The sequence below is a fragment of the Streptomyces sp. SDr-06 genome (assembly GCF_003324565.1).
Taxonomy (GTDB): domain Bacteria; phylum Actinomycetota; class Actinomycetes; order Streptomycetales; family Streptomycetaceae; genus Streptomyces.
In genome coordinates this window covers 172,188-194,555 of the sequence record NZ_QOLA01000006.1, presented here as the reverse complement: position 1 = coordinate 194,555, position 22,368 = coordinate 172,188, and the positions used below count along the sequence as shown (strand labels likewise).

The window sequence follows — 22,368 nt, the reverse complement described above, 5'->3', positions numbered from 1 at the left end:
AGTGCCCGTCGCGGGTCACATCGGTTGAGGCGCCGGTCGGTCGTCCGGTGCGGAGGGCGGTCGGAGAGGAGTGACTCAGCCCTCCGCGCGGCCGGGGCGAGCAGCTCCGGCTCAGCCGGGGATTTCCGTGCGAGCGGACTGTGTGCCGATGGTGATCTTGCGGGGCTTGGCACGCTCGGCGATCGGGATCCGCAGGACGAGGACTCCCGCGTCGTAGTCGGCCTGGATGCGTTCGGTGTCGAGGGTGTCGGCCAGCACGAGCTGGCGGGAGAAGACACCCATCGGCCGCTCGGAGAGTTCCATCTGCACGCCGTCGGCCTTCGACACGGGGCGCCGCTCGGCCTTGACGGTCAGCATGTTCCGCTCGACGTCGATGTCGATCGCCTCCGAGCTGACGCCGGGGAGGTCGAACGCGACGACGTACTCGTCACCCTCGCGGTAGGCGTCCATCGCCATCGTGGCGGGCTTCGACCAGGTGCCGGGGCTCATCAGCTGCTGGGTCAGCCGGTCGAACTCGCGGAACGGGTCGGTGCGCATCAACATCGTGAAACACCTCCAGGGGGTCGGGCAGTACCTGCCAATGCGCGTCACACCAAACGTTGTAGCATGTCATCCAATGGATGACAAACATGGTGTCGTCGACACGACGACAGGCTCGAAGAAGGTGCCCATGGCAGCCCCTGACCAGCCCACCTCCCGCAGTGGCGACGCTCAGAGCCCGGCCTCGTTCCTCGCCGCTGCGGCAGCTCTGGAAACCATCGACCACGCTCTTCGCGCGGCTCAGCAGGGCGCGGACCGAGGCGCCGGAACAGGCGCGGGTCCCGAGCAGGCCCTGGCCTCGCTCCTGCTGCTGCGACAGGTCCGCGAGCAGCTCGCCGGATGGGAAACCGGCCTGATCGAGACGGCCCGTGACGCCGGGGCCAGCTGGGCCGACCTCGCCCATCCCCTCGGTGTCGCCAGCCGCCAGGCGGCCGAGCGCCGGTATCTGCGCAACCGGCCCGGCCTCGCCGGGAGCACGGGCGAGCAGCGGGTTCAGGCCACCCGTGAGCGCCGTGCCGCCGAGCGCGGTGTCGCGGCCTGGGCGCGTGACAACGCCGCTTCCCTGCGGCGTCTTGCCGCCCAGATCACTGCTCTCACCGATCTGCCCACCGCCGCGCACGCGCCGATCGGCCGACTCGACGCGGCCCTCGCCCATGACGATCCGGCAACCCTCATTCCTCCCCTGAACGCGACGCGGCCCTACCTCACCCACACGCACCCGGACCTCGTCGCCCGCCTGGACGCCCTCCCGAACGCGGGCACCGGGCAAGCGGGCAAGAGCTGACCACTCTTGGGTGATTCGCCCGGCGGCCGGCTGACTTGCTGGGGCGCGGCGCCCGGGGCCGGTCCGGTTCGCGCTGAAGTCCGGGAGAGGGGCGCGGCTGGGCCGGGGCGCCAGGCACCCCCAGGTCCGGCGCCTTCGCGGTGGGCATGTGGACCCTCCGGCCCGCGCTCCGCGTACGACGCGAACGCGTCCGCAGGAGTGGAACGTTGACGGCGTCGCGCGGCAGCCGGGGCCCGTCCAGCACCCGGAAACTCACACGCTCAGCCGTGATGTGGCACGCCCGCGGCGTGGCAGCCGACTTGAGCGCACTCGGCCTCACGGGCCCGCCTGCTCCCCCCAAGCACCGGCTCTTCGGCGGGAGGATTTCGCGGCGATGGGTGGGTGAGCGGGGCCGGGCCCAGGTGAGGGCCCGGTGTTCGCTTCGCGTGCACTGGCCGGCCCGGCCGACGTACTCAGGCGGAACCGGGACCCTCCGACGTCTGCTTCGCCTTGCGGCGGTACTCGGCATTGAGGCGCTGCGCTTCCTCGAGTTGGTCCTCGAGGATGACGATCCGGCAGGCGGCTTCGACCGGGGTCCCCCGGTCCACCAGTTCGCGGGCGCGCGCGGCGATCCGGAGCTGGTAGCGGGAGTAGCGCCGGTGTCCGCCCTCGGACCGGAGCGGTGTGATGAGCCGCGCCTCGCCGATGGCTCGAAGGAACCCCGGAGTGGTTCCGAGCATCTCGGCGGCTCGGCCCATCGTGTAGGCCGGGTAGTCGTCGTCATCCAGACGACCGCTCAATGGATTATCTGCTGTCATGTCACCTCGTTGTTCTGCAACGCGTCGAGGGGCCCTGATGCCGTACGGCACCAGGGCCCCGAGGGAATTGAACACCATCTGCCGACGCTATCGCCGCGCCGACCTTCTGTTTCCGCCGCCCGGCCCGGAAAGGGGCAGGGGGTCGGGGGATCGAAAGTGCGTGACCGGGGACCACCTTCCATTCCGGGGGCCTTGCCGTACCCGGTCCGAACCCTCTACGGCCGGGCGATCCTGATGGCGTCTGCTCCCTCCGTCCTTGGATGAACCGGTCTGTCTGTGAAGCCGGCCCACGGGGACTGGTCGTGCTCTCCCGCCAGTTCATGTCTGCCGGGCGTCTCTGACTGTCTCGACGAAGAAACCCTAGCCACGTGTCAAGTCAATGTCTACTCTGGCAAACATAGATTTTGTGACGGGGGAGGGTCCGGTCGTCCTGGGGCCACCTCTGGGGTGGGAAGCGGGAGCGGCCGCTGGATAGAATCGGCTCCCATGTCGAACCCTGACGAGCTGCTCGTCGGTATCTCCGCCATGGTGGAGTCCGCGCAGAGCAATCGGATGTCGCTGACCGTTGTTGTCGGTGGTGCTGTCATCACCGGCCGACTGGCTCCCGAAGCCGTGTGGAGGGAGCGGGTCTCGGAGGTACTCAAGGACTCGGACGACCTCGACTCCTTCTCGGAGGTCTTCATCGAGGACGGGCCCCGGGACCGGGCCGGGTGTGGCGAGGCGCCCACCCATCTCCACTTCCATCTCGCCCGGATCCTCCAGGGCAACATCGGCATCCCCGAGACCGGCGGGATGTACCGCGTGGCCATCAAGGACGTCAGCGCCTGGACGGTGGGCGACTTCCGGTATTCCGACAGCTGAGACCCCCTGAGGACCGGCGGGGGCCCCGACTTGAGGGACGCGGCCGGTCGGCCGGAACGATTGGACGACGACAACGATGAGGGGCCCTGCCGACGCGCGTCGGCAGGGCCCCTCATCGTTGTCCGGCGGTTCAGCCTCCGGCGGTCTTCGTCACATCCCGAGCGAGCTGGGACTGCCCAGCAGGGCCGAGGCCGCCTCGAGTGGCGTCAGGCCGTACGAGGGGGCGGCCACGGCCTCCTGACCGCTTCGGCAGGTGAAGCCGAGCCGCGTCATGGCCCGGGTCACCTCGGCGGCGGTGAAGTCGCGGCGATCCTGACGGGTGATGACCTCGCCCACTTGCTTGACGGGGTAGTGGCGGCGGCCGATCAGCACGGACGCACCCGTGACGGCCTCCGGCTTCACGCCCTTCATCGAGGTCAGCACCCCGCTCTTGGTGAGGTCGAACGGGAACCGGGCGATGACGCAGCGCATGATGCCTCACAGGGGAAGAAAGGTCACTGGGAACGGGGAGGGAGTTCGGGCGGGGCCCTGGTCGATCACCGGGACAGCGCGAGAGCGCCCGGGCCGGGCCCGCGCGTGCCTGCCACCGCGGAGGGGGCGCCGGGCTGCGGCAGGCTCGTCGCACGTGCGGCGCCGGGCCCAGAGGTGGTGATGGGTACGGCGTACGATTCCTCGCCGCCGAGGACGTCCCGCAACCGCAGACGGTCCGCGGAGACAGAGCTGTCGCGGACGGCGACGAGCCGGGCCTGGGTGCTGGGGCCCGCGACCTGCTCGTCCCGATCGCACACCCGCGGGAACCCGACACGAGCACCGGCCATGCCGTCCCAGACCTGCGGTCGGCACCGATGCCGGGCCCCGGTCCTGGTCGCAGCCAAGCGGAGGGCGTGCGCGGGGCGTTGGCGAGGCTGAACCGGTGTCAAAGGATGCCTCCCACGGGATAAAAGCGAGTTCTTTCGTTCACCACGAACGGACCCGACACCGCGGGCTGGTCCGACGCAGCGCTAGAGGGCCGGGGTGACGGTGGGCGGGCGCTGTGCCGTCCGGCGTGCCTCGTCGCCGGTGGTGCGGCCCCGACCCGCGCGGCCACGGCGCCCGCGGGACGTGGCGGAGGTGCTGCGCCGGGGACGCTCCGAAGCGGGCGCGGTGATGGTGACCGGGATCCCCGAGGGGGCCTGCGCGCCGGTGATGCGGATCAGTTCGGCTTCGCCCGAGCGGACCTGGGTGGTCCGCGGGGTGATACCGGCCGCGGTCATCAGCCGGCTCATCTCGCGGCGCTGGTTGGGCGTCACCAGCGTGACGACGCTGCCGGACTCGCCCGCGCGGGCCGTGCGGCCGCCCCGGTGCAGGTAGTCCTTGTGATCGGTGGGCGGATCGACGTTCACGACGAGGTCGAGGTTGTCGACGTGGATGCCGCGCGCCGCGACATTGGTCGCCACCAGCACCGTCACGTGCCCGGACTTGAAGCGGGACAAGGTCCGGGTGCGCTGCGGCTGGGACTTGCCGCCATGCAGCGCGGCGGCCCGGACGCCGCTGTTCAGCAGGTGCTCGGTCAGGCGGTCCACGGCGTGCTTGGTGTCCAGGAACATGATCACCCGGCCGTCGCGGGCGGCGATCTCGGTGGTCGTGCGGTGCTTGTCCGCACCGTGCACGTGGAGCACGTGGTGCTCCATGGTGGTCACCGCGCCGGCGGACGGGTCGACGGAGTGGACGACCGGGTCGGTCAGATAGCGACGGACCAGCCGGTCGACGTTGCGGTCCAACGTGGCGGAGAACAGCATCCGTTGACCGTCCCGGCGCACCTGGTCGAGCAGCTCGGTGACCTGGGGCATGAAGCCCAGGTCGGTCATCTGGTCGGCCTCGTCGAGGACGGTGACGGCGACCTGGTCCAGGCGGCAGTCGCCCCGGTCGATGAGATCCTTGAGACGGCCCGGCGTGGCGACGACGACCTCCGCCCCGGTACGCAGCGCACCGGCCTGCTTGCCGATCGACATCCCGCCGACCACGGTGGCCAGCCGCAGCCTCACGGAGCGGGCGTATGGAGTGAGGGCGTCGGTGACCTGCTGTGCCAACTCGCGGGTCGGCACCAGCACGAGGGCCAGCGGCTGCCGCGCTTCGGCACGTCGACCGGCCGTACGGGCCAGCAGTGCCAGGCCGAAGGCGAGCGTCTTGCCCGAGCCGGTGCGCCCACGGCCGAGAACATCGCGGCCCGCGAGCGAGTTGGGCAGGGTCGCGGCCTGGATCGGGAAGGGTACGGTGACGCCCTCGTGGCCGAGCGCGCTCAGCAACTGTGCCGGCATGTCGAGCTGGGCGAACGCCTCCACGGCAGGCAGCGCAGGGGTGACCGTCTTCGGCAGTGCGAACTCGCCCTGCGGCCCGGACTGTCGGGAGCCGTGGCCTGAACGGCGCTGCGAGCCGGTGCGGCTTCCGCCCTGCGGCGTGCTCGGATTTCCGGCGCGAGTGCGGGCGAAGCGGTCGTTCGTGCGCGTGCGGTTCAAGTGGAGCCTTCCTTGACGTGGCACGTATCAAGGAATTCTCGCAGCAAACGAGCAGCGGGGAGAATTGCAAGAACGAGCCGGAGGGAATCGGAGCCGAAGCAGATGAGAAACCAGGGCGGCGAAGTATTGCGCGCGGCAGGTTTCGCGGATCTGTGTGACGGCGATTCCTGCGATGAGTCAGTCGCGGATGAGCTGCTTGTCCGGGCGGAGTGTCCGACGGATATTCGTTCCGGAGTCCGGGGCGTTCCTTGAGAACGGGCCGCACAGTCCCTGAAACGCAGCGAGCTGGGGCCCGCACCCCAAGGTGCGGGCCCCAGCTGCGAAGTGTGTGCCGACGTCAGGCGGGAACGATGTTCTCGGCCGTCGGGCCCTTCTGCCCCTGCGCGATGTCGAAGCTGACCTTCTGGCCCTCCGACAGCTCACGGAAGCCCTGGGCGGCGATGTTCGAGTAGTGGGCGAACACGTCAGCGCCGCCGCCGTCCTGCTCGATGAAGCCGAAGCCCTTTTCCGCGTTGAACCACTTCACAGTTCCGGAAGCCATGTTATTTCTCCTTGAGGGCGGTGCTCGAAGCGCACACTGCGTGCACCCCGTGTCGCCGTGATGATCACCCTTGCCGGGAAACAACCGGAGCCAGAAAGAATCGCCACCGGAATTAACGGGGGTGGGAATTCTTGCAAGATTTGGGAACCACAACTGCAACTGAGATCGACAGTAGCACGGTGCGACCGGCCGTGCGCGGCGAATAACTTCGTCCTGCGTGTCGGGTACGTAATATTCACTGCGCTCCACGGCTAATTCTCACTTCGCGGGGGCAGATATTGATGCGCCCTGGACTCACGGTTTCCTCTGCGGATGCGCGAGCGACCGGTCCGGCGGCACCGAACGTGGAGGGGCACGGTCAGGCGAGGGTGTCGGTGGCTCACCCCTTGATTTGCTGGACCACGGCAGGGTGCGGGCCCAAGGCCCTTGAGAACCGAGCAGTTGGGGCGATCCCCGAGCCAGCTATGGCCCGGCCCCTGTGGGTGCCTCTCGCCTTCTTTGTCGGTCGGCTTCCCGATGGGGGCTTATCATCTCCAAGTTCGGCCGGGGGGCCGATCTACGATCGCTAATTTTTTTGGGGGGCGACACCGTGGGTGTCATCGTTGGAGCAGTCACCGTCATGGTCATAGCCACACTGGCATGGTGGCTGGTCAGTACGTACAACCGGCTGGTGCGACTGCGGAATCAGACGCAGGCGTCCTGGGCGCAGATCGATGTTCAGCTCAAGCGTCGGCATGAGCTGATACCGAATCTGGTCGAGGGTGCGCGCGGATACGCCGCGCACGAGCGGGGAACGTTCGAAGCCGTCGTCGCGGCGCGAGGAGCGGCCACGGGTGGCGACCTCGGCGTCATGGACAAAGCGGCCGCCGAGGATGCGCTGACCGCGTCCCTCGGCAGGCTGATCGCGCTGGGCGAGAACTATCCGCAGCTGAAGGCGGACCGGCATTTCGCCACACTGCAGGAGGAACTCACCACCGCGGAAGACAAGATCGCTTATGCGCGGCAGTTCTACAACAGTGCCGTGCAGAGCTATCACAGCGCTCTGGAGAGTTTCCCGGGCAACGTCGTGGCCGGTCTGGGCGGCGCTCATGCGCGCAGGGAGTATTTCGAGGCGGGGTCCGCTTCTCAGGACGTGGTGCGGGTGAGGTTCGCGTGAGCTTCGCAGCAGAGCTGTACTGGGGCGGCGCGGGTCTGATCGGGCTGTGGCTCGCGGCCTTCGGGCTCGCCCTGGCAGCCACGCGCAACGGCACCGTGCACACCGGCCCCGCCACCCAGGAGTTCGGGCCCGACCCGGAATCTCCCGGCGTCGTCGCACTGCTGGCCAACCGTTGGCGGTCCGTCGACCGCGCCGCCGCAGCCGTCCTTCTGGACCTCGCGGCCCGGGGCCTGATAGAGGTGCGCCAGCCGGACGACGACCCGGCCCGCAGCACGGTGCACGTCACCGGCAAGGACACGGAGGACCTCACACCGTACGAGCGACGGGTCTTCGACCGCGTCGCCGAACAGGCCGGTGCGACCGGTGCTCCGATCGGGGCCATCGCCTTCCGTGCCGAAGAGAGCGCGAAGTCCTGGAACAGCGCGCTGCACCAGGAGATCGTCTCCGAGGCACGGCAGCGCGGGCTGTCCCGGCCCCGCTTCGCGCGCCTGCTCGCGGGCGCGTTCTATGGGACCGCCTTCGCCCCCGGTGTGCTGTTCGCGGTGGCCGTCGTTGCCGGTGGACACGGCATTCGCGGCGCCGTGGTAGTCGGCTGCGTTCCGGCGGTCGCGCTGATGTGGCTGCTGGCCCGTGTGCTCGGGGAGCGGGCGACCTCGCACGGCCTCGAACGCGCGGGGCACTGGGCCGGGGTCCAGTCCTGGCTGCGCGCCCACGAGGAGTTCGCGCAGCTGTCCCCGGCGGCGGTCACGGTGTGGGACCGCTACCTCGCATACGGGACGGCTCTCGGAGTCACCAGCCGCGCCGGTCGCCTGCTCGGGTTCGACGCCGGCGACAAGCGCCGGGTCTGGTCCTCCTACGGCGGCACCTGGCGTCCGGTCAGGATCCGCTACCCGCGGCTGCGCCCCGGCTTCGGCGCCACCACGCCCCGACTGCTGCAACTCGCCTGTGCCGCAGGCGTGGTGGCCGCGGGTCTCTGCCTCTTCGCGGTGCTGCGCCAGCCGGACTGGGCCGTCACTGACGGTGCCGACGCGGACCACTCGCTGCGCCGACCCGGCCTGCTGCTCAGCGCCGGCTGGGTGGGCACCGCCCTGCTCGGGGTGGCGGTCGCCGGACGCTTCGGTCGCTGGACGCTGTTCGTGGGCTTCCTGGCGATGATGCCCGGCAACTTCGCCGGTTCCCACGCCTGGCTCGACGACGCCATGGACGGGCCGCTGCCGATCGAGACGGCCCTGATCGTCTGCTTCGGCGCGCTGACCGCGTATTACCTGGCCCTCGCGGTCCTGGAGCGGCGTGTTCCGCGCACCGTCACCGGAGAGGTGCTGCGCATGGAGCCGCGTCGGCGCAAGTCGGCGCCGCGCTTCCTCGCCCTGGACACGGGCGAGGGCGACCGCACCATCGCCTGGGCGCTGCCGCCCGACTCACCGGATGCCGCGCCGGGCAGCGTGGTGCGTCTTGAGGTGTCGCCCGGCACGCGGGCCATCCGCTCGGCGGCCGAGGTGTGACAGGCCGCGGCGTGTCGGCCGGCCGGCCGCTCGGCCTTGGCCTACAGGCGGCGGACTCTGTCCTGGAGGCGTTGGCGTATTTCGGAGTCCAGGGTGCGCTCCGCGGCGGCCTTCAAGTAGGCCCGGTGCCCCCTCGTCCGACGCCGGGCCCAGGGTGGCCTCCGCTCAAAAGCACTCGCGGGCTTCAGTGGTTGCCGCCACCGGTGCCCAGGGCCAGCAGGCCACCCTCGTTGGCGACGAAGACACGGACCAGCGTGGCGACCGGCCCGTATACGTCGGACACGCCGCCCATGCCGGCCCCGGAGTTGAAGATCCCGAAGTCGAGGACCTTGACTTCGCCGTCCGTCGTCCGCATCAGATGGGCGGGCTTCACATCGCCGTGTTCTTGCCGAGTCCGGTGGGAGCCATCGGTTTGCCTTGGAGGGCGTCGTTCCCTGTCCGGCGAACAAGCGGACCGGGCAGAGGCATCGCGTGCTCTCTTCAACTGCCGTGGGTGAATCCGGTTCGAGGTGTTGTGCTGGGCGCATCGGGGTGCCCGACCGGTGCTCAACCCCCTTGCGGGGGAGAGGCCCTTCGTGTTGACACTGTCTGCATGATCAGGTCGGCGAGGGAACTTCTACCGGCGGGCGGACTTGTCCTGGGCGTGCCGGACGGGTGGCCAGAGCCGCCTGCCCTGCGTTTTGAGCGGGGCGCGGACAGGGGCTGGGAGCTCCGGCAGGGCGAACAACCGCTGATCCAGGCCCGGTCGGAGGGCGAGGGCTGCTGCCGCGACCTCCACCTGCGCCGCCTTCCCGGCTACCGCTCGCCACTGCCGACTCTGACCGCCGCGGAGATGCGGGCCGGGGCCGACTGGCCGCACCGATACGCACGGTGGCTGGAGGAGACGGGGCTCGGCCCGCTGCACCACGGGCGATGGCGCCTGACCCCGCGCACCACCTTCGCTCCGGGCATCTGGAGCTGCGACTTCGTCCAGGACTGGCCGGACGTCACCCTCGACATGCTCTGCGGCGGCGGCTGGCACGGCGTCCTGCCACTGCGTCCGCTTCCTGCCCCCGACGCCCCGCGTGTGAAGGCGTACCGCAAACACGTCCGTGAGGGCACCCTCGCCCCCGTCCTGCTGTGGTGGGTGTCCTTCCTGGACGGCTGGCTCATTCTCGACGGCCACGACCGGGCCACGGCCGCGCTGGCCGAGGGGACGCAACCGGCCTGCGTAGAACTGGTCCGCGTACCGGACGAACCCGACTGGCAGACAACCGCGGAGCACATCACGGAGGCATACGAGGAACGGCTGGCGCGCCTGGCCGCACTCCCCAAGGGCCCGCACACCGCCCGCCAGCGGCACGCACTGGACCAGGGCTACGCCGCAGCGATTTCCACCCTGCCGTACGACGCGGAGGCCACCCCCATGTTCGAACGCCCCTGCGACTGAGAATGCCGTGCTGCGCCCCGCCTCGGAGGCGTCAGCGTCGAGAGCGGCGCCCCTCCGCGCTGCACTGTCCGTCGCTTGAACCAGGAGACACTCACGATGACAGACACCGCACAGACGACGACCGTGCCCGGTTGGGTCCTGAAGTTCATGGATGCCATCGACAATCTGGAGTTCGACGAGGGCTTCGCGCCACTGACCGAGGACACCGACATGTACTTCGGCACCGCCCATGTGCACGGTGTCGAAGCGATCAAGGCGTTCTTCGTGAAGATCGACTCGCCGCTGAACATCACCCATGAGGTTCTCGAGTTCTGGACCGCGGGCGACGGGGTCCGTCTCCTGCGCGGCGAGGCGACCATGGCCAGGAAGAGCGAACCGGACCACGTCGTGCGGGCCCCGTTCATGCACATCTTCTACCTCGACCAGGAAGAGCCGGTCCGTATCCGGACCCTGCGCATCACCGCGGGCCCGCTGACGACCGACGCCGTGTTCCCGGAGGCCTGATCCGCGGCCGAGGGCGTCAGCAGACAGGGCGGGGCCCACGTGCCACCAGGGGGCGGCCGCCGTCCTCGGGCAGGACAGCGAGGAAGAGCCACGCGCCGTCTTCGACGCGCGCCAGCCCGATGGTCCTGGCGGCGGCGAAGGCTTCGACGGCGGGCTCGGCTCCCTCGGTCAGGGAGTCGAGGTCCGCATAGTGGCTGGCCAGGCTAGAGGCGGGGCCGTGGACCCAGAGGCGTACTTCCGCCCCGTTCCGCAGAGCGGCCAGGAGGTCGTCGCGGGCCTGTCCGGGGTCGGCCGCCTGGAGCCTGTCGTGGAGGCGCTCTTGAGCGCATGGTCGCGTCGGCGCCGCTACGGCGCGCCGGGTGCACTCCGGACACGCCTTCCTCCGCGCCGGTACGAACAGGTGCCGGTAGCCGGTGACTTGGTCCGCCGGTATGCCGCAGAGCGTCCCGTCCTCGCCCACGGCGTGTTCGACGCGGGGCGTACCGGTGACCTCACCGGCACCGAAGCCGGCCGCCTCGCGCGCGGTCGCGAAGGACCATCCGCTGTCTGGATCAAGAGTCACGCGGGCGAGCTTGCCATATCGGTCTGTCGCCGCCCAACGCCCAACTGGTCGGACAGGTCGTACAGTCGTGGATTCAGGAGATCGCTCACCGTTGCGAAAGACGAGCAGGTAGCGCCAGAAGAGGAGCCTGCGAACGCTGCAACCGGGCAATAGCGCGGCGGCCTCCCGGCGGATCTCGGACAGGGGCATGACCGGCTGTCTCACCGGTGCCGTCACCCGGGTGCGATCGGCCGCCGCGGTGCCACGGCGAAGCTTGTCCCTGACGGCGACGGCGAGCCTGGCGACGGCGTTGACGGGCACCGCTGTGAGGCTCCAGGCCCAGTCGAGCGGAGCCTTCTCCGGGTAGCAACCCAAGATCACAAGGACGCCGCCAGGTGCCAGAGCATCACGCAACTCGGTGACCGTCTCGAACGGCATGTGATGAATGCTGGCGAGACACGAGATGAAGTCATAGTGCGCCGGGGGCAGTTCGACCCGGGTGATGTCCGCGTGCTCGAAGCGTGGGCTCGGCGCGCCGTCCGTCCGACCGGCCAGGGTGCGGGCTTCCGTGATGGCCTCCCGGGATGGATCGACGGCGTCGACGTCGGCGCACAGGTGCGCGAGGCGACGGGCGAACCGGCCGGTCCCGCAGCCAACATCCAGTGCCGCCCCGCAAGTTCGGGGGACGTGGCGCAAAAGCAGGCGATGGTAATGGTCGTTGTGATCAAAGGGCATGGCGCGACCCTGCCACAGGGGACTGTGCGATCACTGTTGTTCGGGTCGGCCATCCGGCGGCTCGCCCAGGTGCACGGTGGCGCTGGCGTAGCGGTCCACTCGGCCGGTCATGCGGTGTGGAGCTCCGGGTCGACCGTGGGCGCGCACGTTCTGCGGCCGGCCGTCGGCTTCTGTCCGGATTCCCTGTGATGACAGTCGCTGACATCCAGTGCTAGGGTTGATGGCAGTGACTGACATCGATGGTCGTCGCTGCGGACCGCCGTGACGGCGGTCACCTCGTTCAGGAGGAGTCTTCATGCGCATATTCGTCACCGGCGCGTCCGGCTGGATCGGTTCCGCCCTCGTCCCTGAGCTCATCGCCGCAGGTCATCGCGTGGTCGGCCTCGCGCGTTGCGATGTGTCGGCCGCCGCCCTCACCGCCGCCGGAGTGGAGGTGCACCGTGGCACGCTCGGCGATCTCGACGGCCTGCGCGGTGCGGCGGCCGCGTCGGAGGGCGTGATCCACCTCGCCTTCAACCACGACATCGCCTTCACCGGAGACTTCGCGGGCGCCGTCCAGGAGGACCGGCGTGCGGTCGAAGCATTCGGCGATGCGCTCGCCGGGTCCGGCAAACCCTTCGTCCTCGCTTCCGGGCTGGTCGGACTCATGCCCGGGCGCATGAGTACCGAGCAGGACGGCCACGACATCGACCTCCGCAGCACGGCGGATCTGGACGCGGGGCCGCGGGGGCGCCAGGTGACCGCGGAGCTGACTCTCGCTCTGGCCGCCCGGGACATCCGCAGCTCCGTCCTGCGGCTGCCGCCGACGGTGTACGGGCCGGGGGACCGGGGCTTCATGGCCGCACTCATCGCCATCGCCAAGGGCAAGGGCGTTTCCGGATACATCGGCGACGGAACCGCACGCTGGCCCGCCGTGCACCGGCTGGACGCCGCCCACCTGTTCCGCCTCGCGGTGGAGAGCGCTCCGGCGGGCTCGACGCTGCACGCCGTCAACGACGAAGGTGTGCCGCTCCGCACCGTCGCCGAGTTGATCGGCCGCCACCTCGACCTGCCCGTCGTCTCCGTCGCGCCCGAGGACGCCGGAACCCACTTCGGCTGGCTGGGTGCGGTCCTGTCGCTCGACAGCCCGGCGTCGAGCACCCTGACCCGCGAGCTGCTGGGCTGGCAGCCCACGCATCCTGGGCTCATCGACGACCTGGAGAAGGGGCACTACTTCCACGCCGACCGGTGACCATCGCACCCACGGCCATGGTTGTGGCGGGGGCAGCCGAATCGCGGCAGCGCTGTGCGTCGGTCCGCCCCGGCCGCACGCGGCGAGGTGCTCGGGCCGCGTCCGCGCTCATCCAAGGAGGCGAGCTGGGCGTCCGCCGGATACGTGTGCCGATGCCTGCCCTCCCCGTACGACGTGATGGCATTCACTGTCATCGCGTATGATCGGCCCATGGGTCGATGGGAACCAAACGCGCGCGGCCGACTGGCGCAGGCGGCGTTGGAGCTCTACGTGGAGCAGGGGTTCGAGAAGACCACGGCGGCAGAGATCGCCGCGCGGGCCGGGCTGACCGAGCGCACCTACTTCCGGCATTTCGCGGACAAGCGCGAAGTCCTGTTCTCCGGCACGGAGATGGTGCGGGACCTGCTGACCCGTGTCGTCGCGGACACACCAGCCGGCGCAGCGCCCATGGACGTGGTGGGCCACGCACTAGAAACCCTGGGTGCGCAGTTTCTGGAGAACGCCGAACGGGTCAGGCTGCGCGAAAGCATCGTCTCAGCACATGCGGAGCTACGAGAACGCGAGCTGATCAAGCTCGCCGGACTCGCTGTCGCCATGTCCGAAGCGCTGCGTGGCCGTGGTGTGCCCGAGCCTGCCGCGAGCCTGGCCGCCGAGACCGGGATCGCGGTGTTCAAGGTCGCCTTCGCACGGTGGATCGACGAGCCGGGCGGCCCTGACCTGCAAGAAAGGATCCGGGCGTCAATGGAGGAGCTGAAGAACGTGCTGGCGGAGCGCTCGCCCGCCTGACCACCTCGCGCGAGGAGCGCCGGTGGGTTCGCCTGAGCGGTCAGTGCTGGTTGTGGCGCGAGCGATGCGGCTCCGTGCGCTGCGTTCGCTGGGCCGTGTTCGTCATATGGCGGCGAGGAGTGCTTCGAGCGGGGCGGGTGTCTGGTCGCGTTCAAGGGCCTCCACCAGGAGGTGCCCGTACCGGATTTTCCGGCCCTTCTTCGTGCCGAGGAATCGCCGCAGCTGCTGTTCCCGGGGACGGCCGTGCTGGGCGGGTTGACACATGAAGGTCCGCCAGGCGCGGAGTTCACCTTCCGCCTGGACGATCTCTTCGACTCTCGCTGCACCCAACGCGCGGATGAGCTCGTCCTCCAGATCCGCCACGCATACGAAGAAGCTTCGGTGCGGCGCCTGTGCCTGACTCAGGCCACGGTCGTAGAAGCGTTGCTCGCCCTCGTCGCACAGTCCCGCCAGCCGTAGGCCAAGGCCGGGCTGCCCGAGGAGGCAGGCGTAGCGGCCGACACTCATCGCGCCACCGATGGGTACGGTGCACACCCCTTCGGCGGCGAGGTCCCGACCACGCCGTGAGGCCAGCATCTCGACGGCCGCGACGTCACTCGGACCTTCCAGCAACACCGCCGTCCGCACCCCGAGTCGCGACGCCAGTTCACTCGCCCAAGCGCCGGAACCACCACTCGCCCAATCTTTGGCCGCATCCCGGAACGCGCGCATCTCCGCCATGGACCGGGAGTCTGCCCTTCCTCCGGAGGCAGGGCACTCAAATATTCGGCAGGCCCTTCTGTGCATCGCCGTGTGCTCGTGCCACGAACAAGCCCGAGCCGTGCGTCACCGCGCTGTCAGCGGCCCAGGATGTTGCGGAGGACCGTCCAGGCGAGGGCCGCCCCGAGGATGAGAGCGCTGCCTCGACGGCCGAGTGGCAGTCGATAGCGCTGCCCGCGGAGGCACGCCGCGGACCAACGGGTGTAGGCGTAGGCGGCGAGGGGGAGGGCCGCGCACAGGGCTGGGTTGGCGCGGAAGGCGGCTGCCATGTCGCCGTGCACGAACGCGTAGGCCATCCGAGTACCGCCGCAGGCCGGGCAGTTGAGGCCGGTCAACCAGTGGAACGGGCAGCGAGGAAGGAGTTGCGCTGGTTCATAGGGGGAGTGGCCGTAAAGGTAGAGCAAGCCGGCCAGTGCCGCGACGGCGACAGCGACGGGCTGCACCGCCAGCGGCAGGCGCAGGTTGCGCCCAGGACGTGTGCCGCTGGGCGCCACCTGGCGCATGGCAGGTTCAGCCACGCAGCACGCGGCCGTCCGCGTCAGTCTTGTTGTCACTGACCAGGAGCAGGATCCCGTCGATCAGCGCCCAGAAGCCGAGGCCACCGCAGGTCAGGAGCTGGGCTATGGCCATGCCGGTGTGCTTGGTGTAGAAGCGGCCGATGCCGAAAGTGCCGAGGAAGAGCTGAAGCACGCCCGCCACGATCTTCGACTTGTCCGAGTACGGGCGACCGTAGGGGTCGTAGCCGTACGGAGTGGGAGCGGGCGGCATCCCGCCGGGCTGGGGAGTGCCATAGGCGTTGGGGGGCTGGTTGCTCATGAAACGGGTTCGCTCTCAAAAATGGGTGACGACCGGGTGTGCCGGGCATTGTTCGAACACCTTATCCTTTACCTACTCTTCATCAAAAACCAACCAGTGCTAAACCTTTCACTCTCGCGAACAGGGCGAAGTCGGTGCGAGGTCAACCTGAAATCCGGGGCCGTTGTCGGGCTCCGGCGTCGGACGGGAAATCAGCCCTCCTGCCCTCCTGTATGCGCAAGTTGCCGTGGCATGTGGGAGACGAGAGAGGGTCGTTGCGGGCTTTCGAGGGGGTCGGGGTAGCTGCCGGGGTCAACCTTTGTCGGCCGGGTTTCGGGAAAGGGCGGGGCGGGGGAGATGTCTCGGGTGGACCTCATTCCCACCGTCGATCTGACCGCCCCCGATCCCGACCGCGTCGACCGCGCCCTCCAGAACGCGGGCTTCCTCCTGGTCACGGGTCACGGCATCGACCCGTCCCTGCCCGTCGCGATTCGCGAGACCGCGCGCGGCTTCTTCCATCTTCCCGCTCCCGCCAAGCAGTCGTACGCCGTGAAGGTGGGTGGGAGAGGGTGGCTGGGTCCCGGCGCCGAGGCCAATGGCTATGCCGAGGGCACCGAGACCCCGCCGGACCTGAAGGAGTCGCTGTCGTTCGCCGCCGAGCGCCCCACCGGGGACGCGGCCGTCGACGCGGAGTGGTTCGCCCCCAATACCTGGCCCGCCGAGGTCCCGGCTCTCAAGCCGCTCCTCGACGACTACCTCGCCAGGATGAAGACGCTGTCCGACCGGCTCCTCGGGCTGTTGGCCGTCGCCCTCGGCCGTCCCGAGGACTTCTTCACCCGGCACACAGGTCACCCCACCTGGGGGTTCAACATCAACTGGTACCCGGGAACGGACACCGTCGGCGCCGCGCGGCCGGGCCAGTTCAGAATCGGCCCCCACACCGACTTCGGTACGGTGACGGTCCTGGACCGGGAGCACGGCAAGGGCGGACTCCAGGTGTTCAGCGACCGGCACGGCTGGCAGGACGCCCCGTACGATCCGGCCGCGCTGACGGTCAACATCGGTGATCTGATGGCCCGTTGGACGGACGGCCGGTGGAAGTCGGGCCGCCACCGGGTACTGCCACCGCCCGCCGACGCCCCCGCTGAGGAACTGCTCTCACTGGTGTACTTCTATGAATGCGATCCCGGCACCGACGTCCGGGGCATCGACTCGCACACCTACCTGCGGGCCCAACTGGACGCGATCACAGCCGACTGAACCAGCCCGTGCGGTGCTGTTGGGTGAGGGCGCGCAGCCCCCGGCCGCGAGGAGGTAGCCGGTGCCGTGGTCCAGCGCCTGGGCAGGCAGCGCGCCGGACGATGCGGTCGAGCCTCAACTCAGCTCTAAAGGTGACCACTTGGAGTGGCCTGGGTGCGGGCGCGTGCTGCTAGGGCGAGCACTCTGACCTGTTGGCCGCGTAGTTGGCGTCAGCGTGGACCCATCCGCCGCTCACCCGCTCATGTCCTCACGAACCGGGCGCCCCGCGCGGGCTCAGTGCGAGCCGGTGCGGGTGCGGCCCGACCAGACGTCGATCACTACCTGGTGGCGCGGGCGATGGGCTGCCGCGAGGCCGGCGGCGTAGTTGCTGTCGACCTGTGCCGCCTCCGCCGCGTCGGGCTTGGCGTTCGTGCAGGACGTGCCGGGGCCGTGGCCGGACATGAGCTCCGAACACGGGCCGCTGTAGTCGTCCGGCAACCCCAGGATGTGACCGGTTTCGTGTGCCGTGATCCGGGTCGCGTCGTAGCCCTCGTTCACCGCCTGCTGACCCAGCTGCACATCACCGTAGCCGCCGGGAAAGATGGGCCCCAGTGTGGCCTCCGGCCAGCCGCTGGTCGCCTCGTAGACGTAGTCGGCGGAACCGGAGCTGCCGGCCGGTTCGAGGCGTACGTTGTGCACCGCGTCGTTCCAGTTCCGTACCGCTTGGGCGATCGAGTCCGACCATGGGCCGGCCGCGCTCGCGTCGTAGGTCAGGGTCACCACCGCCGCGGGCGCGCGCGGTGTCGCGTGGGCCGGTGTGAGACCGACCGTGGTGGCCAGCAAGGCCGGGACGAGTGCCGCCATGACGGCTGTTCGCTTGCTCATGAGACTGCTGCGCCTCCTTGAGTCTCAGCTGTTGTCCGCAGTAAACAAGTTCATCGCGAGCATGACAACCGACCGGGCGCGTCCGGTTCCCGAGGCGGTCAAGTTGGCTCGATCTGCGCGCAGGTTGATCCCGCGCGGGTCCGGCCAGTCTCGGTGTCGTTCTGGCGCCGGGCGGGCCTTGAGCACCTCGCTCGTGAGGCCGTCAGCCGGAACCCGCGTGGGTCAGAGCGGTACGGGCGGCCTCGGCCCAGTGCGGTGCGCCGGTGCGCTCGGCTATGGCGAGCGCGTGGCGGTGGTGCGCGGCCGCCTGTTCCGGTCGGCCAAGGCAGCGGGCGAGCTCGCCGAGGTAGTGGGCCACCGGCCCCAGGGTGACCACGCCGCTGCCTGCTCCGGCCAGGCAGTCCGCGGCGGGCAGGAGTTCCTCGTACACCGAAGCGGCCATCTCCCGATCGTCGAGGGACACGGCCAAAATGGCGGCGAGGCCGAGGCGCGCCTCCAGCAGATAGTCGCGGGGCAGCTCCCGCGCGGCCGCGGTGACGGCGCGCGCCTGGGCGGTGCGGCCTTCGGCCAGCAGCATGAGGGCCTTGCCCCGGGCGTAGTTGGAGCCCCAGCGCCCGTACTGCTCGTCGGCCTCTCCTGCCAGGTCGAGCAGGGTGCCGTTCTGGATGTAGAGGCAGAAGAGGGCGAAGTGCAGAAGGTCGCGTTCGATGCCCCACATCCAGGATTCGCCGAGCCGCTCGGTGGTGCGGCGATATGCGATGTCGGCGTCCGTGAACCGCCCCGCGACCGAAAGCCGCATCGCGCGGTACCAGCCGAGCAGCGTGCCCGGCAGTGGCAGGTCGTAGCGGTCCGCCAACCGCTCGACGGCGTCGGCGTGTTCATCGGCGGTCTCCGGTTCGGCGAGCGCGGCATGGGCCTGGGCGAGGATCACATGGCCCAGTACCTCCACCGCCGCCAGCTCGTGACGGACCCCGAGGGTCAGCAGCTCGCGGCCGATGGCCAGGCGCTCCGTGGCGAGCCCCGCGCGATGGTAGGCGTGCGCGTGCCGGGCGTTGAGAGCCTGGGCGAGGAGATCCGGCCGCTCCAGGCTCCGCGCGAGGGCTTCGGCCTGGTGGGCGGCCTGGCGTCCCCGGTCGTCCTGCGTGCCGTCGAGCTCCAGGGCCAAGGTGGTCAGTACGCGGCAGCGCGCCTCCGCCGCATGCGGGGGCAGCAGGGCAAGGACGCGCTCGGCCGCGGCGACGACCTGGTCGTCCTTGGCCGCGTAACGGCGGTTGGTCCAGATGGTCGGCACGTCGAAAGCGGAGAGCAGGTCCGCGGTGAGCGCCGGGTCGCCGAGTTTCTCGGCATCGGCGAGGGCCGCGTTGCGCCGCTCGCGCGCGGAGACCACATCGCCGGCCAGCGCGAGCGCCCTGATCGTGCCCATGATGAGGCCGAGGCGGGTCCGTTCGTCGTGGACCTGCGAGCGCTCGTGGGCCGCGACCGCCTCCTGCCACAGCCGGGCCGCCTCACGGTGGGCGAACCGCCAGGTCGCCTGTTCCGCGGCCGCCCTCGCATACCGTGCCGCGCGCGGGGCGCTCGCCCGGTCGCCCGCTGCCAGGAAGTGGTAGGCCAGCAGGCTCACTTCGGTGGGGCGCAGCCGCTGGATCTCGGTGCCCGCCCGGGCGTGCCAGCGCGCGCGGCGCAGCTGGGGAACCTCCTCGTAGAGGGCGTCGCGCACCAGGATGTGGACGAAGCGCACCTGGTCGGGGCCCTCTTCCACGAGCAGGCCCGCCGCCAGGGCGGTCTCGACGGCGGTGGCCATGGTCTCGGGGTCGCTGTCGGTCATGGCGGCCAGGACGTCCAGGTCGACCTCACGGCCGAGTACGGTGGCCTGCCGCAGCAGGGTCTGGGCGGCCTCGGGCAGCCTGGCCAGGCGCTGGCGGACCACCGCGTGGACTCCGGCGGGCACTTGGGACAGGGCGTCTTCGGCCCCCGCCGCGCTGATCAGCCGCGCGGTCTCGCACACGAAGAACGCGTTGCCCCCGGTCCGTTCAACGACGGCTCGTACCGTGGCCTCGTCCAGTTCGGGTGTCCCGGACCGCAGGAGTTCGGCCACGGCCTCCTCGGAGAGACCCGCCAGCTCGACGCGGACCGGGGCATGGCGGGCGAGCCGGCCCAGCGCGTCCCGCAGCCCGGGGGACTCCTCGTGGGGCCGGAGGGTCGCGACGACCATGATGGGCGCGGCGTCGGCACCGTCGACGAGGTGGGCGAGCAGGTCGAGTGTCTCCTCGTCTGCGCGGTGCAGGTCCTCGATGACGATGAGCAGCGGGGCCGTACGCGCCGCGGCCGTGAGGTGGTTGACGACGGCGTGGCGCATCCGGAACCGCCCGCCCGTCGCGTCGTGGGAGGTGTGCGTGGACGCGTCCTCCAGCAGTGGGGCCAGCACCCGGGCGGTCTCGGGGGACGGTTCGTGGCCCGCGTCGGCGAGTGCGGACAGCAGCTCGGTCCACGGCCACGCGGCGGGTGCCCCGCCGCTCTCCGGGCAGCGTCCGTGCACCCAGGTCCAGCCGCGCCGGGCCAGCTGGGCGCCGACCTGTTCGACCAGTCGCGTCTTGCCCACTCCGGGCTCGCCGGTGACCAGGGCCAGGGTGAGCCGCCCGGCCGCGGCCACCGCCGCGGCACCCTCCAGACGGGCCAGTTCCTGCGCGCGCCCCACGAACGGCGGGGCGGCGCAGAGGGCGACCGAGGGGGCGAGCCGCACGGCGGGCCGGGGTACGGTGGCCGGTTCCAGGCGCGGTGCCTGGGCGAGGACGTCCGCCTCCAGGCGGCGCAGTTCCACGCCGGGCTCCACGCCGAGGTCATCCATCAGCACGCGCCGGACGCGGCGGAGCGCCGCGAGCGAGTCACCCTGGCGCCCGGCCTGGTAGAGGGCGAGTGCGAGCAACCGCCAGCTCTCCTCGCGCAGCGGATGGTCGAGGACCTGTGCTTCGAGGTCGGGCAGCGGTTCGGCGGCACGGCCCAGCGTGAGCAGGGCCTGGGCCCGCTGTTCCACCGCCCGTGCCCGGAACTCCTCGAGCCGGGCCGCCTCCCGCGCGGCCCAGCGGGCGGTGGCGAACTCGGCGTAGGCGGGGCCGCGCCACAGCGTCAGCGCGCGGTCGAGCTGGTGCAGGACGGTCTCCGGCGGAGTGCCGCTCGCGCGGGTCATCCGCACCGCCGCCTCGAAGCGCCAGGCGTCCACCGCTTCCTCCGGGGCGCGCAGCGCGTAGCCGTTGGGGGCGGATATCAGCAGCCGTGGCGGTGTGCGCGGGGGCCGGTCCGGCTCCAGCGTCTTGCGCAGGCCGAAGACGACGGTCCGCAGGACGCCGGTGGCGCGCAGCGGCGGCACCCCGTCCCAGAGTCCGTCGATGAGGCTTTCCACGGACACCACTTGACCCTGCGCGGCCAGCAGCCGTGCGAGCATCATGCGGCGCTGAGGTCCCTGCACTTCGACGGGTGCGCCGTTCCCCGCGATTTCCAAGGGCCCCAGCACCCTGAACGTCAGCATTGAACAGCCACCTCCTGCCCCGGAAACCTGCCGCACCATGGGGGTGCGGCTGACCACCCTGCCACGCGGCGGCCCAGGGACCTCATACCAACTGGAAGGTACGGGCTGGGGACTGTGTGGGGGCGCTTCAACGCGAGTGCACCGGGCTGCGTTTGGCGGCGTGGCTGACGATGGCCGTCTCGACATGGCTGATGCCCAGCCCGACCAGGTCGCGGGAGAGGAACCCGTAGAGGGCGGTCAGATCGGGGAAGTACGCGGCAGCGTGCAGGTTCGAGGGGCCTGATGTCGCGAACGCGCCGTGCACCGAGGGGTGGTCGGCCAGTGCCTGGCCGGCGCCTGCCAGATGGTCGGGAGCCACCCGCAGGAGGAGTTTGGCCTCGATGGGCAGGCCGAGGCGGCGTGGTTCGACCAGGACCTGGGTGATCAGGCGGCCCTGCGCACCGAGCCGGGCCAGGCGGCGGCGCACGGTGCTCTCCGGGTGGCCGGTGTGCGCGGCCAGAGCCGCCGCCGTCAGACGCGCGTTGGGGGTGAGGGCGTCGATGAGGGACTGTTCGAGGGCGTCGGCATCGATGCCGTACGGGCCGGGGGAGTTGGCGGCAGCCGCCTCGGCGGATGGTGCGGCCGGGCTCAGCGCCGCGCGTTCGGGCGCGGTCAGGACCTGGTGACGCCACTCGGACGTGAGCCGGAAGACGTGCAGGATCGTGGCACTCTCCAGCGACGTCACCGCCTGGCTTGAGGGCAGCTGACGGAAGACGAGCGGGTCGCGGGAGCCCGGCTCGGTGCGGGCGACCGCGAAGATCTCGTCGCCCGCGGTGGTGACATCGATGAACGGGATGTCCTGGCGCGCCGCGAGCGCGGCCACGATGGTGTCGAGCTTTCCCCGCAGGACCCGGATGCGCAGGAACAGGGCCCCGGTCGAGCCGCCGTTGCGCGGCCTGGCGACCGGCGAGACCACCACACGCACCGTGCCCTCGGCATCCAGCGCGTGCAGGCGACGGCGCACCGTCGCCGGGTTGAGGCCCAGCACGTGAGCGGCCCGCTCCGCGGTGACGCGACCGTCGCACTGCAATGCCCCCACCAGCCGCTGGTCCAGGAGACTCAGTACGGAATCCGCCGTCGCGCTCGCCATGAAGGCGAGTTTCGCTCATTGCCCCGCACCGCGGGGCCCGGCTCGGCGAATACGGCCCAACCATGGATGTCATCCCCTCCGCACGTTCCTGACGTATCCCGGCGGACCGCGCCATGGAAGGAGCACGGATGATCCT

At 70.5% G+C, this 22,368-nt stretch carries 23 protein-coding genes; 9 read left to right on the top strand and 14 right to left on the bottom strand.

The features are described 5' to 3' along the window. Positions 1 to 111 precede the first annotated feature (111 nt). A complete protein-coding gene (locus tag DT019_RS15800) occupies positions 112 to 543 on the bottom strand; it encodes an Hsp20/alpha crystallin family protein (protein ID WP_114037425.1) in 432 nt (143 codons plus the stop codon). Between the two features lie 127 nt (positions 544 to 670). Between DT019_RS15800 and DT019_RS15795 the strand changes: the two genes are divergently transcribed. After that, positions 671 to 1,324 carry a type III effector protein gene (locus DT019_RS15795; RefSeq protein WP_114037424.1) on the top strand — a complete coding sequence of 218 codons (654 nt, stop codon included), beginning with the start codon at positions 671 to 673 and terminating at the stop codon, positions 1,322 to 1,324. 452 nt (positions 1,325 to 1,776) lie between these two features. Here the strand turns inward: DT019_RS15795 and DT019_RS15790 are convergent, their stop codons facing one another. After that, positions 1,777 to 2,121 (bottom strand): MerR family transcriptional regulator, encoded by a 345-nt coding sequence (locus DT019_RS15790; protein ID WP_114037423.1) that lies wholly within the window; start codon positions 2,119 to 2,121, stop codon positions 1,777 to 1,779. 486 nt (positions 2,122 to 2,607) lie between these two features. Between DT019_RS15790 and DT019_RS15785 the strand changes: the two genes are divergently transcribed. Next, positions 2,608 to 2,982: a hypothetical protein gene (locus DT019_RS15785; protein ID WP_114037422.1), complete on the top strand. Its 375-nt coding sequence runs from the start codon at positions 2,608 to 2,610 to the stop codon at positions 2,980 to 2,982. A gap of 150 nt (positions 2,983 to 3,132) precedes the next feature. Here DT019_RS15785 and DT019_RS15780 read toward each other — a convergent pair whose 3' ends face one another. The 4 genes from DT019_RS15780 to DT019_RS15765 form a co-directional block, all read right to left on the bottom strand. Continuing rightward, on the bottom strand, positions 3,133 to 3,453 hold the full coding sequence (locus tag DT019_RS15780; protein WP_114037421.1) for an SCO5918 family protein: 321 nt from the start codon (positions 3,451 to 3,453) through the stop codon (positions 3,133 to 3,135). Between the two features lie 65 nt (positions 3,454 to 3,518). Next, positions 3,519 to 3,800 (bottom strand): hypothetical protein, encoded by a 282-nt coding sequence (locus tag DT019_RS15775; protein WP_114037420.1) that lies wholly within the window; start codon positions 3,798 to 3,800, stop codon positions 3,519 to 3,521. A gap of 183 nt (positions 3,801 to 3,983) precedes the next feature. Then, positions 3,984 to 5,477, bottom strand: a complete 1,494-nt coding sequence (locus tag DT019_RS15770) for a DEAD/DEAH box helicase (protein ID WP_114037419.1) — start codon at positions 5,475 to 5,477, stop codon at positions 3,984 to 3,986. A gap of 337 nt (positions 5,478 to 5,814) precedes the next feature. Further along, complete coding sequence (locus DT019_RS15765; protein ID WP_114037418.1) at positions 5,815 to 6,018, bottom strand: cold-shock protein; 204 nt, start codon at positions 6,016 to 6,018, stop codon at positions 5,815 to 5,817. A 619-nt stretch (positions 6,019 to 6,637) separates the two neighbouring features. On the opposite strand from DT019_RS15765, the gene DT019_RS15760 reads away from it, so the two are divergent. Both DT019_RS15760 and DT019_RS15755 read left to right on the top strand, forming a co-directional pair. Further along, complete coding sequence (locus DT019_RS15760; protein WP_114037417.1) at positions 6,638 to 7,174, top strand: LemA family protein; 537 nt, start codon at positions 6,638 to 6,640, stop codon at positions 7,172 to 7,174. Next, positions 7,171 to 8,676, top strand: a complete 1,506-nt coding sequence (locus tag DT019_RS15755; protein ID WP_114037416.1) for a DUF2207 family protein — start codon at positions 7,171 to 7,173, stop codon at positions 8,674 to 8,676. The genes DT019_RS15760 and DT019_RS15755 overlap by 4 nt, the downstream gene beginning before the upstream one ends. Before the next feature lie 184 nt (positions 8,677 to 8,860). Here the strand turns inward: DT019_RS15755 and DT019_RS15750 are convergent, their stop codons facing one another. Further along, positions 8,861 to 9,049, bottom strand: a complete 189-nt coding sequence (locus DT019_RS15750) for a hypothetical protein (protein WP_114037415.1) — start codon at positions 9,047 to 9,049, stop codon at positions 8,861 to 8,863. Between the two features lie 219 nt (positions 9,050 to 9,268). Between DT019_RS15750 and DT019_RS15745 the strand changes: the two genes are divergently transcribed. Further along, positions 9,269 to 10,105 (top strand): hypothetical protein, encoded by an 837-nt coding sequence (locus DT019_RS15745; RefSeq protein WP_114037414.1) that lies wholly within the window; start codon positions 9,269 to 9,271, stop codon positions 10,103 to 10,105. A 96-nt stretch (positions 10,106 to 10,201) separates the two neighbouring features. After that, positions 10,202 to 10,609 carry a nuclear transport factor 2 family protein gene (locus DT019_RS15740; protein WP_114037413.1) on the top strand — a complete coding sequence of 136 codons (408 nt, stop codon included), beginning with the start codon at positions 10,202 to 10,204 and terminating at the stop codon, positions 10,607 to 10,609. Positions 10,610 to 10,625: 16 nt separating this feature from the next. On the opposite strand, the gene DT019_RS40885 is transcribed toward DT019_RS15740, so the two are convergent. Beyond that, entirely contained in the window at positions 10,626 to 11,885 is a 1,260-nt protein-coding gene (locus tag DT019_RS40885; protein WP_114037412.1) for a class I SAM-dependent methyltransferase, read from the bottom strand. 295 nt (positions 11,886 to 12,180) lie between these two features. Between DT019_RS40885 and DT019_RS15730 the strand changes: the two genes are divergently transcribed. Further along, positions 12,181 to 13,116 carry an SDR family oxidoreductase gene (locus DT019_RS15730; RefSeq protein WP_114037411.1) on the top strand — a complete coding sequence of 312 codons (936 nt, stop codon included), beginning with the start codon at positions 12,181 to 12,183 and terminating at the stop codon, positions 13,114 to 13,116. 210 nt (positions 13,117 to 13,326) lie between these two features. Continuing rightward, entirely contained in the window at positions 13,327 to 13,902 is a 576-nt protein-coding gene (locus DT019_RS15725) for a TetR/AcrR family transcriptional regulator (protein ID WP_114037601.1), read from the top strand. Positions 13,903 to 14,004: 102 nt separating this feature from the next. Here DT019_RS15725 and DT019_RS15720 read toward each other — a convergent pair whose 3' ends face one another. From DT019_RS15720 to DT019_RS15710, 3 genes are all read right to left on the bottom strand, one after another. Then, positions 14,005 to 14,622 carry a TOPRIM nucleotidyl transferase/hydrolase domain-containing protein gene (locus DT019_RS15720; protein ID WP_114037410.1) on the bottom strand — a complete coding sequence of 206 codons (618 nt, stop codon included), beginning with the start codon at positions 14,620 to 14,622 and terminating at the stop codon, positions 14,005 to 14,007. A gap of 116 nt (positions 14,623 to 14,738) precedes the next feature. Continuing rightward, positions 14,739 to 15,179 carry a DUF2752 domain-containing protein gene (locus tag DT019_RS15715; RefSeq protein ID WP_223279568.1) on the bottom strand — a complete coding sequence of 147 codons (441 nt, stop codon included), beginning with the start codon at positions 15,177 to 15,179 and terminating at the stop codon, positions 14,739 to 14,741. Further along, positions 15,172 to 15,477: a TM2 domain-containing protein gene (locus tag DT019_RS15710; protein ID WP_114037408.1), complete on the bottom strand. Its 306-nt coding sequence runs from the start codon at positions 15,475 to 15,477 to the stop codon at positions 15,172 to 15,174. Before DT019_RS15710 ends, DT019_RS15715 begins: the two co-directional genes overlap by 8 nt. Positions 15,478 to 15,813: 336 nt before the next feature. Between DT019_RS15710 and DT019_RS15705 the strand changes: the two genes are divergently transcribed. Further along, positions 15,814 to 16,716, top strand: a complete 903-nt coding sequence (locus DT019_RS15705) for an isopenicillin N synthase family dioxygenase (RefSeq protein WP_114037407.1) — start codon at positions 15,814 to 15,816, stop codon at positions 16,714 to 16,716. A 273-nt stretch (positions 16,717 to 16,989) separates the two neighbouring features. On the opposite strand, the gene DT019_RS15700 is transcribed toward DT019_RS15705, so the two are convergent. The 3 genes from DT019_RS15700 to DT019_RS15690 form a co-directional block, all read right to left on the bottom strand. Beyond that, on the bottom strand, positions 16,990 to 17,580 hold the full coding sequence (locus DT019_RS15700) for a snapalysin family zinc-dependent metalloprotease (RefSeq protein WP_114037406.1): 591 nt from the start codon (positions 17,578 to 17,580) through the stop codon (positions 16,990 to 16,992). Positions 17,581 to 17,782: 202 nt separating this feature from the next. Next, positions 17,783 to 21,103, bottom strand: a complete 3,321-nt coding sequence (locus DT019_RS15695; RefSeq protein WP_223279566.1) for a BTAD domain-containing putative transcriptional regulator — start codon at positions 21,101 to 21,103, stop codon at positions 17,783 to 17,785. A gap of 127 nt (positions 21,104 to 21,230) precedes the next feature. Next, the gene (locus DT019_RS15690) at positions 21,231 to 22,232 is read right to left on the bottom strand and encodes an Lrp/AsnC family transcriptional regulator (protein ID WP_114037405.1); all 1,002 of its coding nucleotides are present in this window, start codon (positions 22,230 to 22,232) and stop codon (positions 21,231 to 21,233) included. Between the last annotated feature and the right edge of the window lie 136 nt (positions 22,233 to 22,368).

What these genes read in the sequence shown, in the direction of transcription:
- DT019_RS15710 (WP_114037408.1), bottom strand. Translation starts at nt 15,477, where the DNA reads ATGAGCAACCAGCCCCCCAACGCCTATGGCACTCCCCAGCCCGGCGGG.
- DT019_RS15775 (WP_114037420.1), bottom strand. Translation starts at nt 3,800, where the DNA reads ATGGCCGGTGCTCGTGTCGGGTTCCCGCGGGTGTGCGATCGGGACGAG.
- DT019_RS15785 (WP_114037422.1), top strand. Translation starts at nt 2,608, where the DNA reads ATGTCGAACCCTGACGAGCTGCTCGTCGGTATCTCCGCCATGGTGGAG.
- DT019_RS15705 (WP_114037407.1), top strand. Translation starts at nt 15,814, where the DNA reads ATGTCTCGGGTGGACCTCATTCCCACCGTCGATCTGACCGCCCCCGAT.
- DT019_RS15720 (WP_114037410.1), bottom strand. Translation starts at nt 14,622, where the DNA reads ATGGCGGAGATGCGCGCGTTCCGGGATGCGGCCAAAGATTGGGCGAGT.
- DT019_RS40885 (WP_114037412.1), bottom strand. Translation starts at nt 11,885, where the DNA reads ATGCCCTTTGATCACAACGACCATTACCATCGCCTGCTTTTGCGCCAC.
- DT019_RS15760 (WP_114037417.1), top strand. Translation starts at nt 6,638, where the DNA reads ATGGTCATAGCCACACTGGCATGGTGGCTGGTCAGTACGTACAACCGG.
- DT019_RS15745 (WP_114037414.1), top strand. Translation starts at nt 9,269, where the DNA reads ATGATCAGGTCGGCGAGGGAACTTCTACCGGCGGGCGGACTTGTCCTG.
- DT019_RS15780 (WP_114037421.1), bottom strand. Translation starts at nt 3,453, where the DNA reads ATGCGCTGCGTCATCGCCCGGTTCCCGTTCGACCTCACCAAGAGCGGG.
- DT019_RS15800 (WP_114037425.1), bottom strand. Translation starts at nt 543, where the DNA reads ATGTTGATGCGCACCGACCCGTTCCGCGAGTTCGACCGGCTGACCCAG.
- DT019_RS15690 (WP_114037405.1), bottom strand. Translation starts at nt 22,232, where the DNA reads ATGGCGAGCGCGACGGCGGATTCCGTACTGAGTCTCCTGGACCAGCGG.
- DT019_RS15695 (WP_223279566.1), bottom strand. Translation starts at nt 21,103, where the DNA reads ATGCTGACGTTCAGGGTGCTGGGGCCCTTGGAAATCGCGGGGAACGGC.
- DT019_RS15725 (WP_114037601.1), top strand. Translation starts at nt 13,327, where the DNA reads ATGGGTCGATGGGAACCAAACGCGCGCGGCCGACTGGCGCAGGCGGCG.
- DT019_RS15730 (WP_114037411.1), top strand. Translation starts at nt 12,181, where the DNA reads ATGCGCATATTCGTCACCGGCGCGTCCGGCTGGATCGGTTCCGCCCTC.
- DT019_RS15740 (WP_114037413.1), top strand. Translation starts at nt 10,202, where the DNA reads ATGACAGACACCGCACAGACGACGACCGTGCCCGGTTGGGTCCTGAAG.
- DT019_RS15765 (WP_114037418.1), bottom strand. Translation starts at nt 6,018, where the DNA reads ATGGCTTCCGGAACTGTGAAGTGGTTCAACGCGGAAAAGGGCTTCGGC.
- DT019_RS15790 (WP_114037423.1), bottom strand. Translation starts at nt 2,121, where the DNA reads ATGACAGCAGATAATCCATTGAGCGGTCGTCTGGATGACGACGACTAC.
- DT019_RS15795 (WP_114037424.1), top strand. Translation starts at nt 671, where the DNA reads ATGGCAGCCCCTGACCAGCCCACCTCCCGCAGTGGCGACGCTCAGAGC.
- DT019_RS15700 (WP_114037406.1), bottom strand. Translation starts at nt 17,580, where the DNA reads ATGAGCAAGCGAACAGCCGTCATGGCGGCACTCGTCCCGGCCTTGCTG.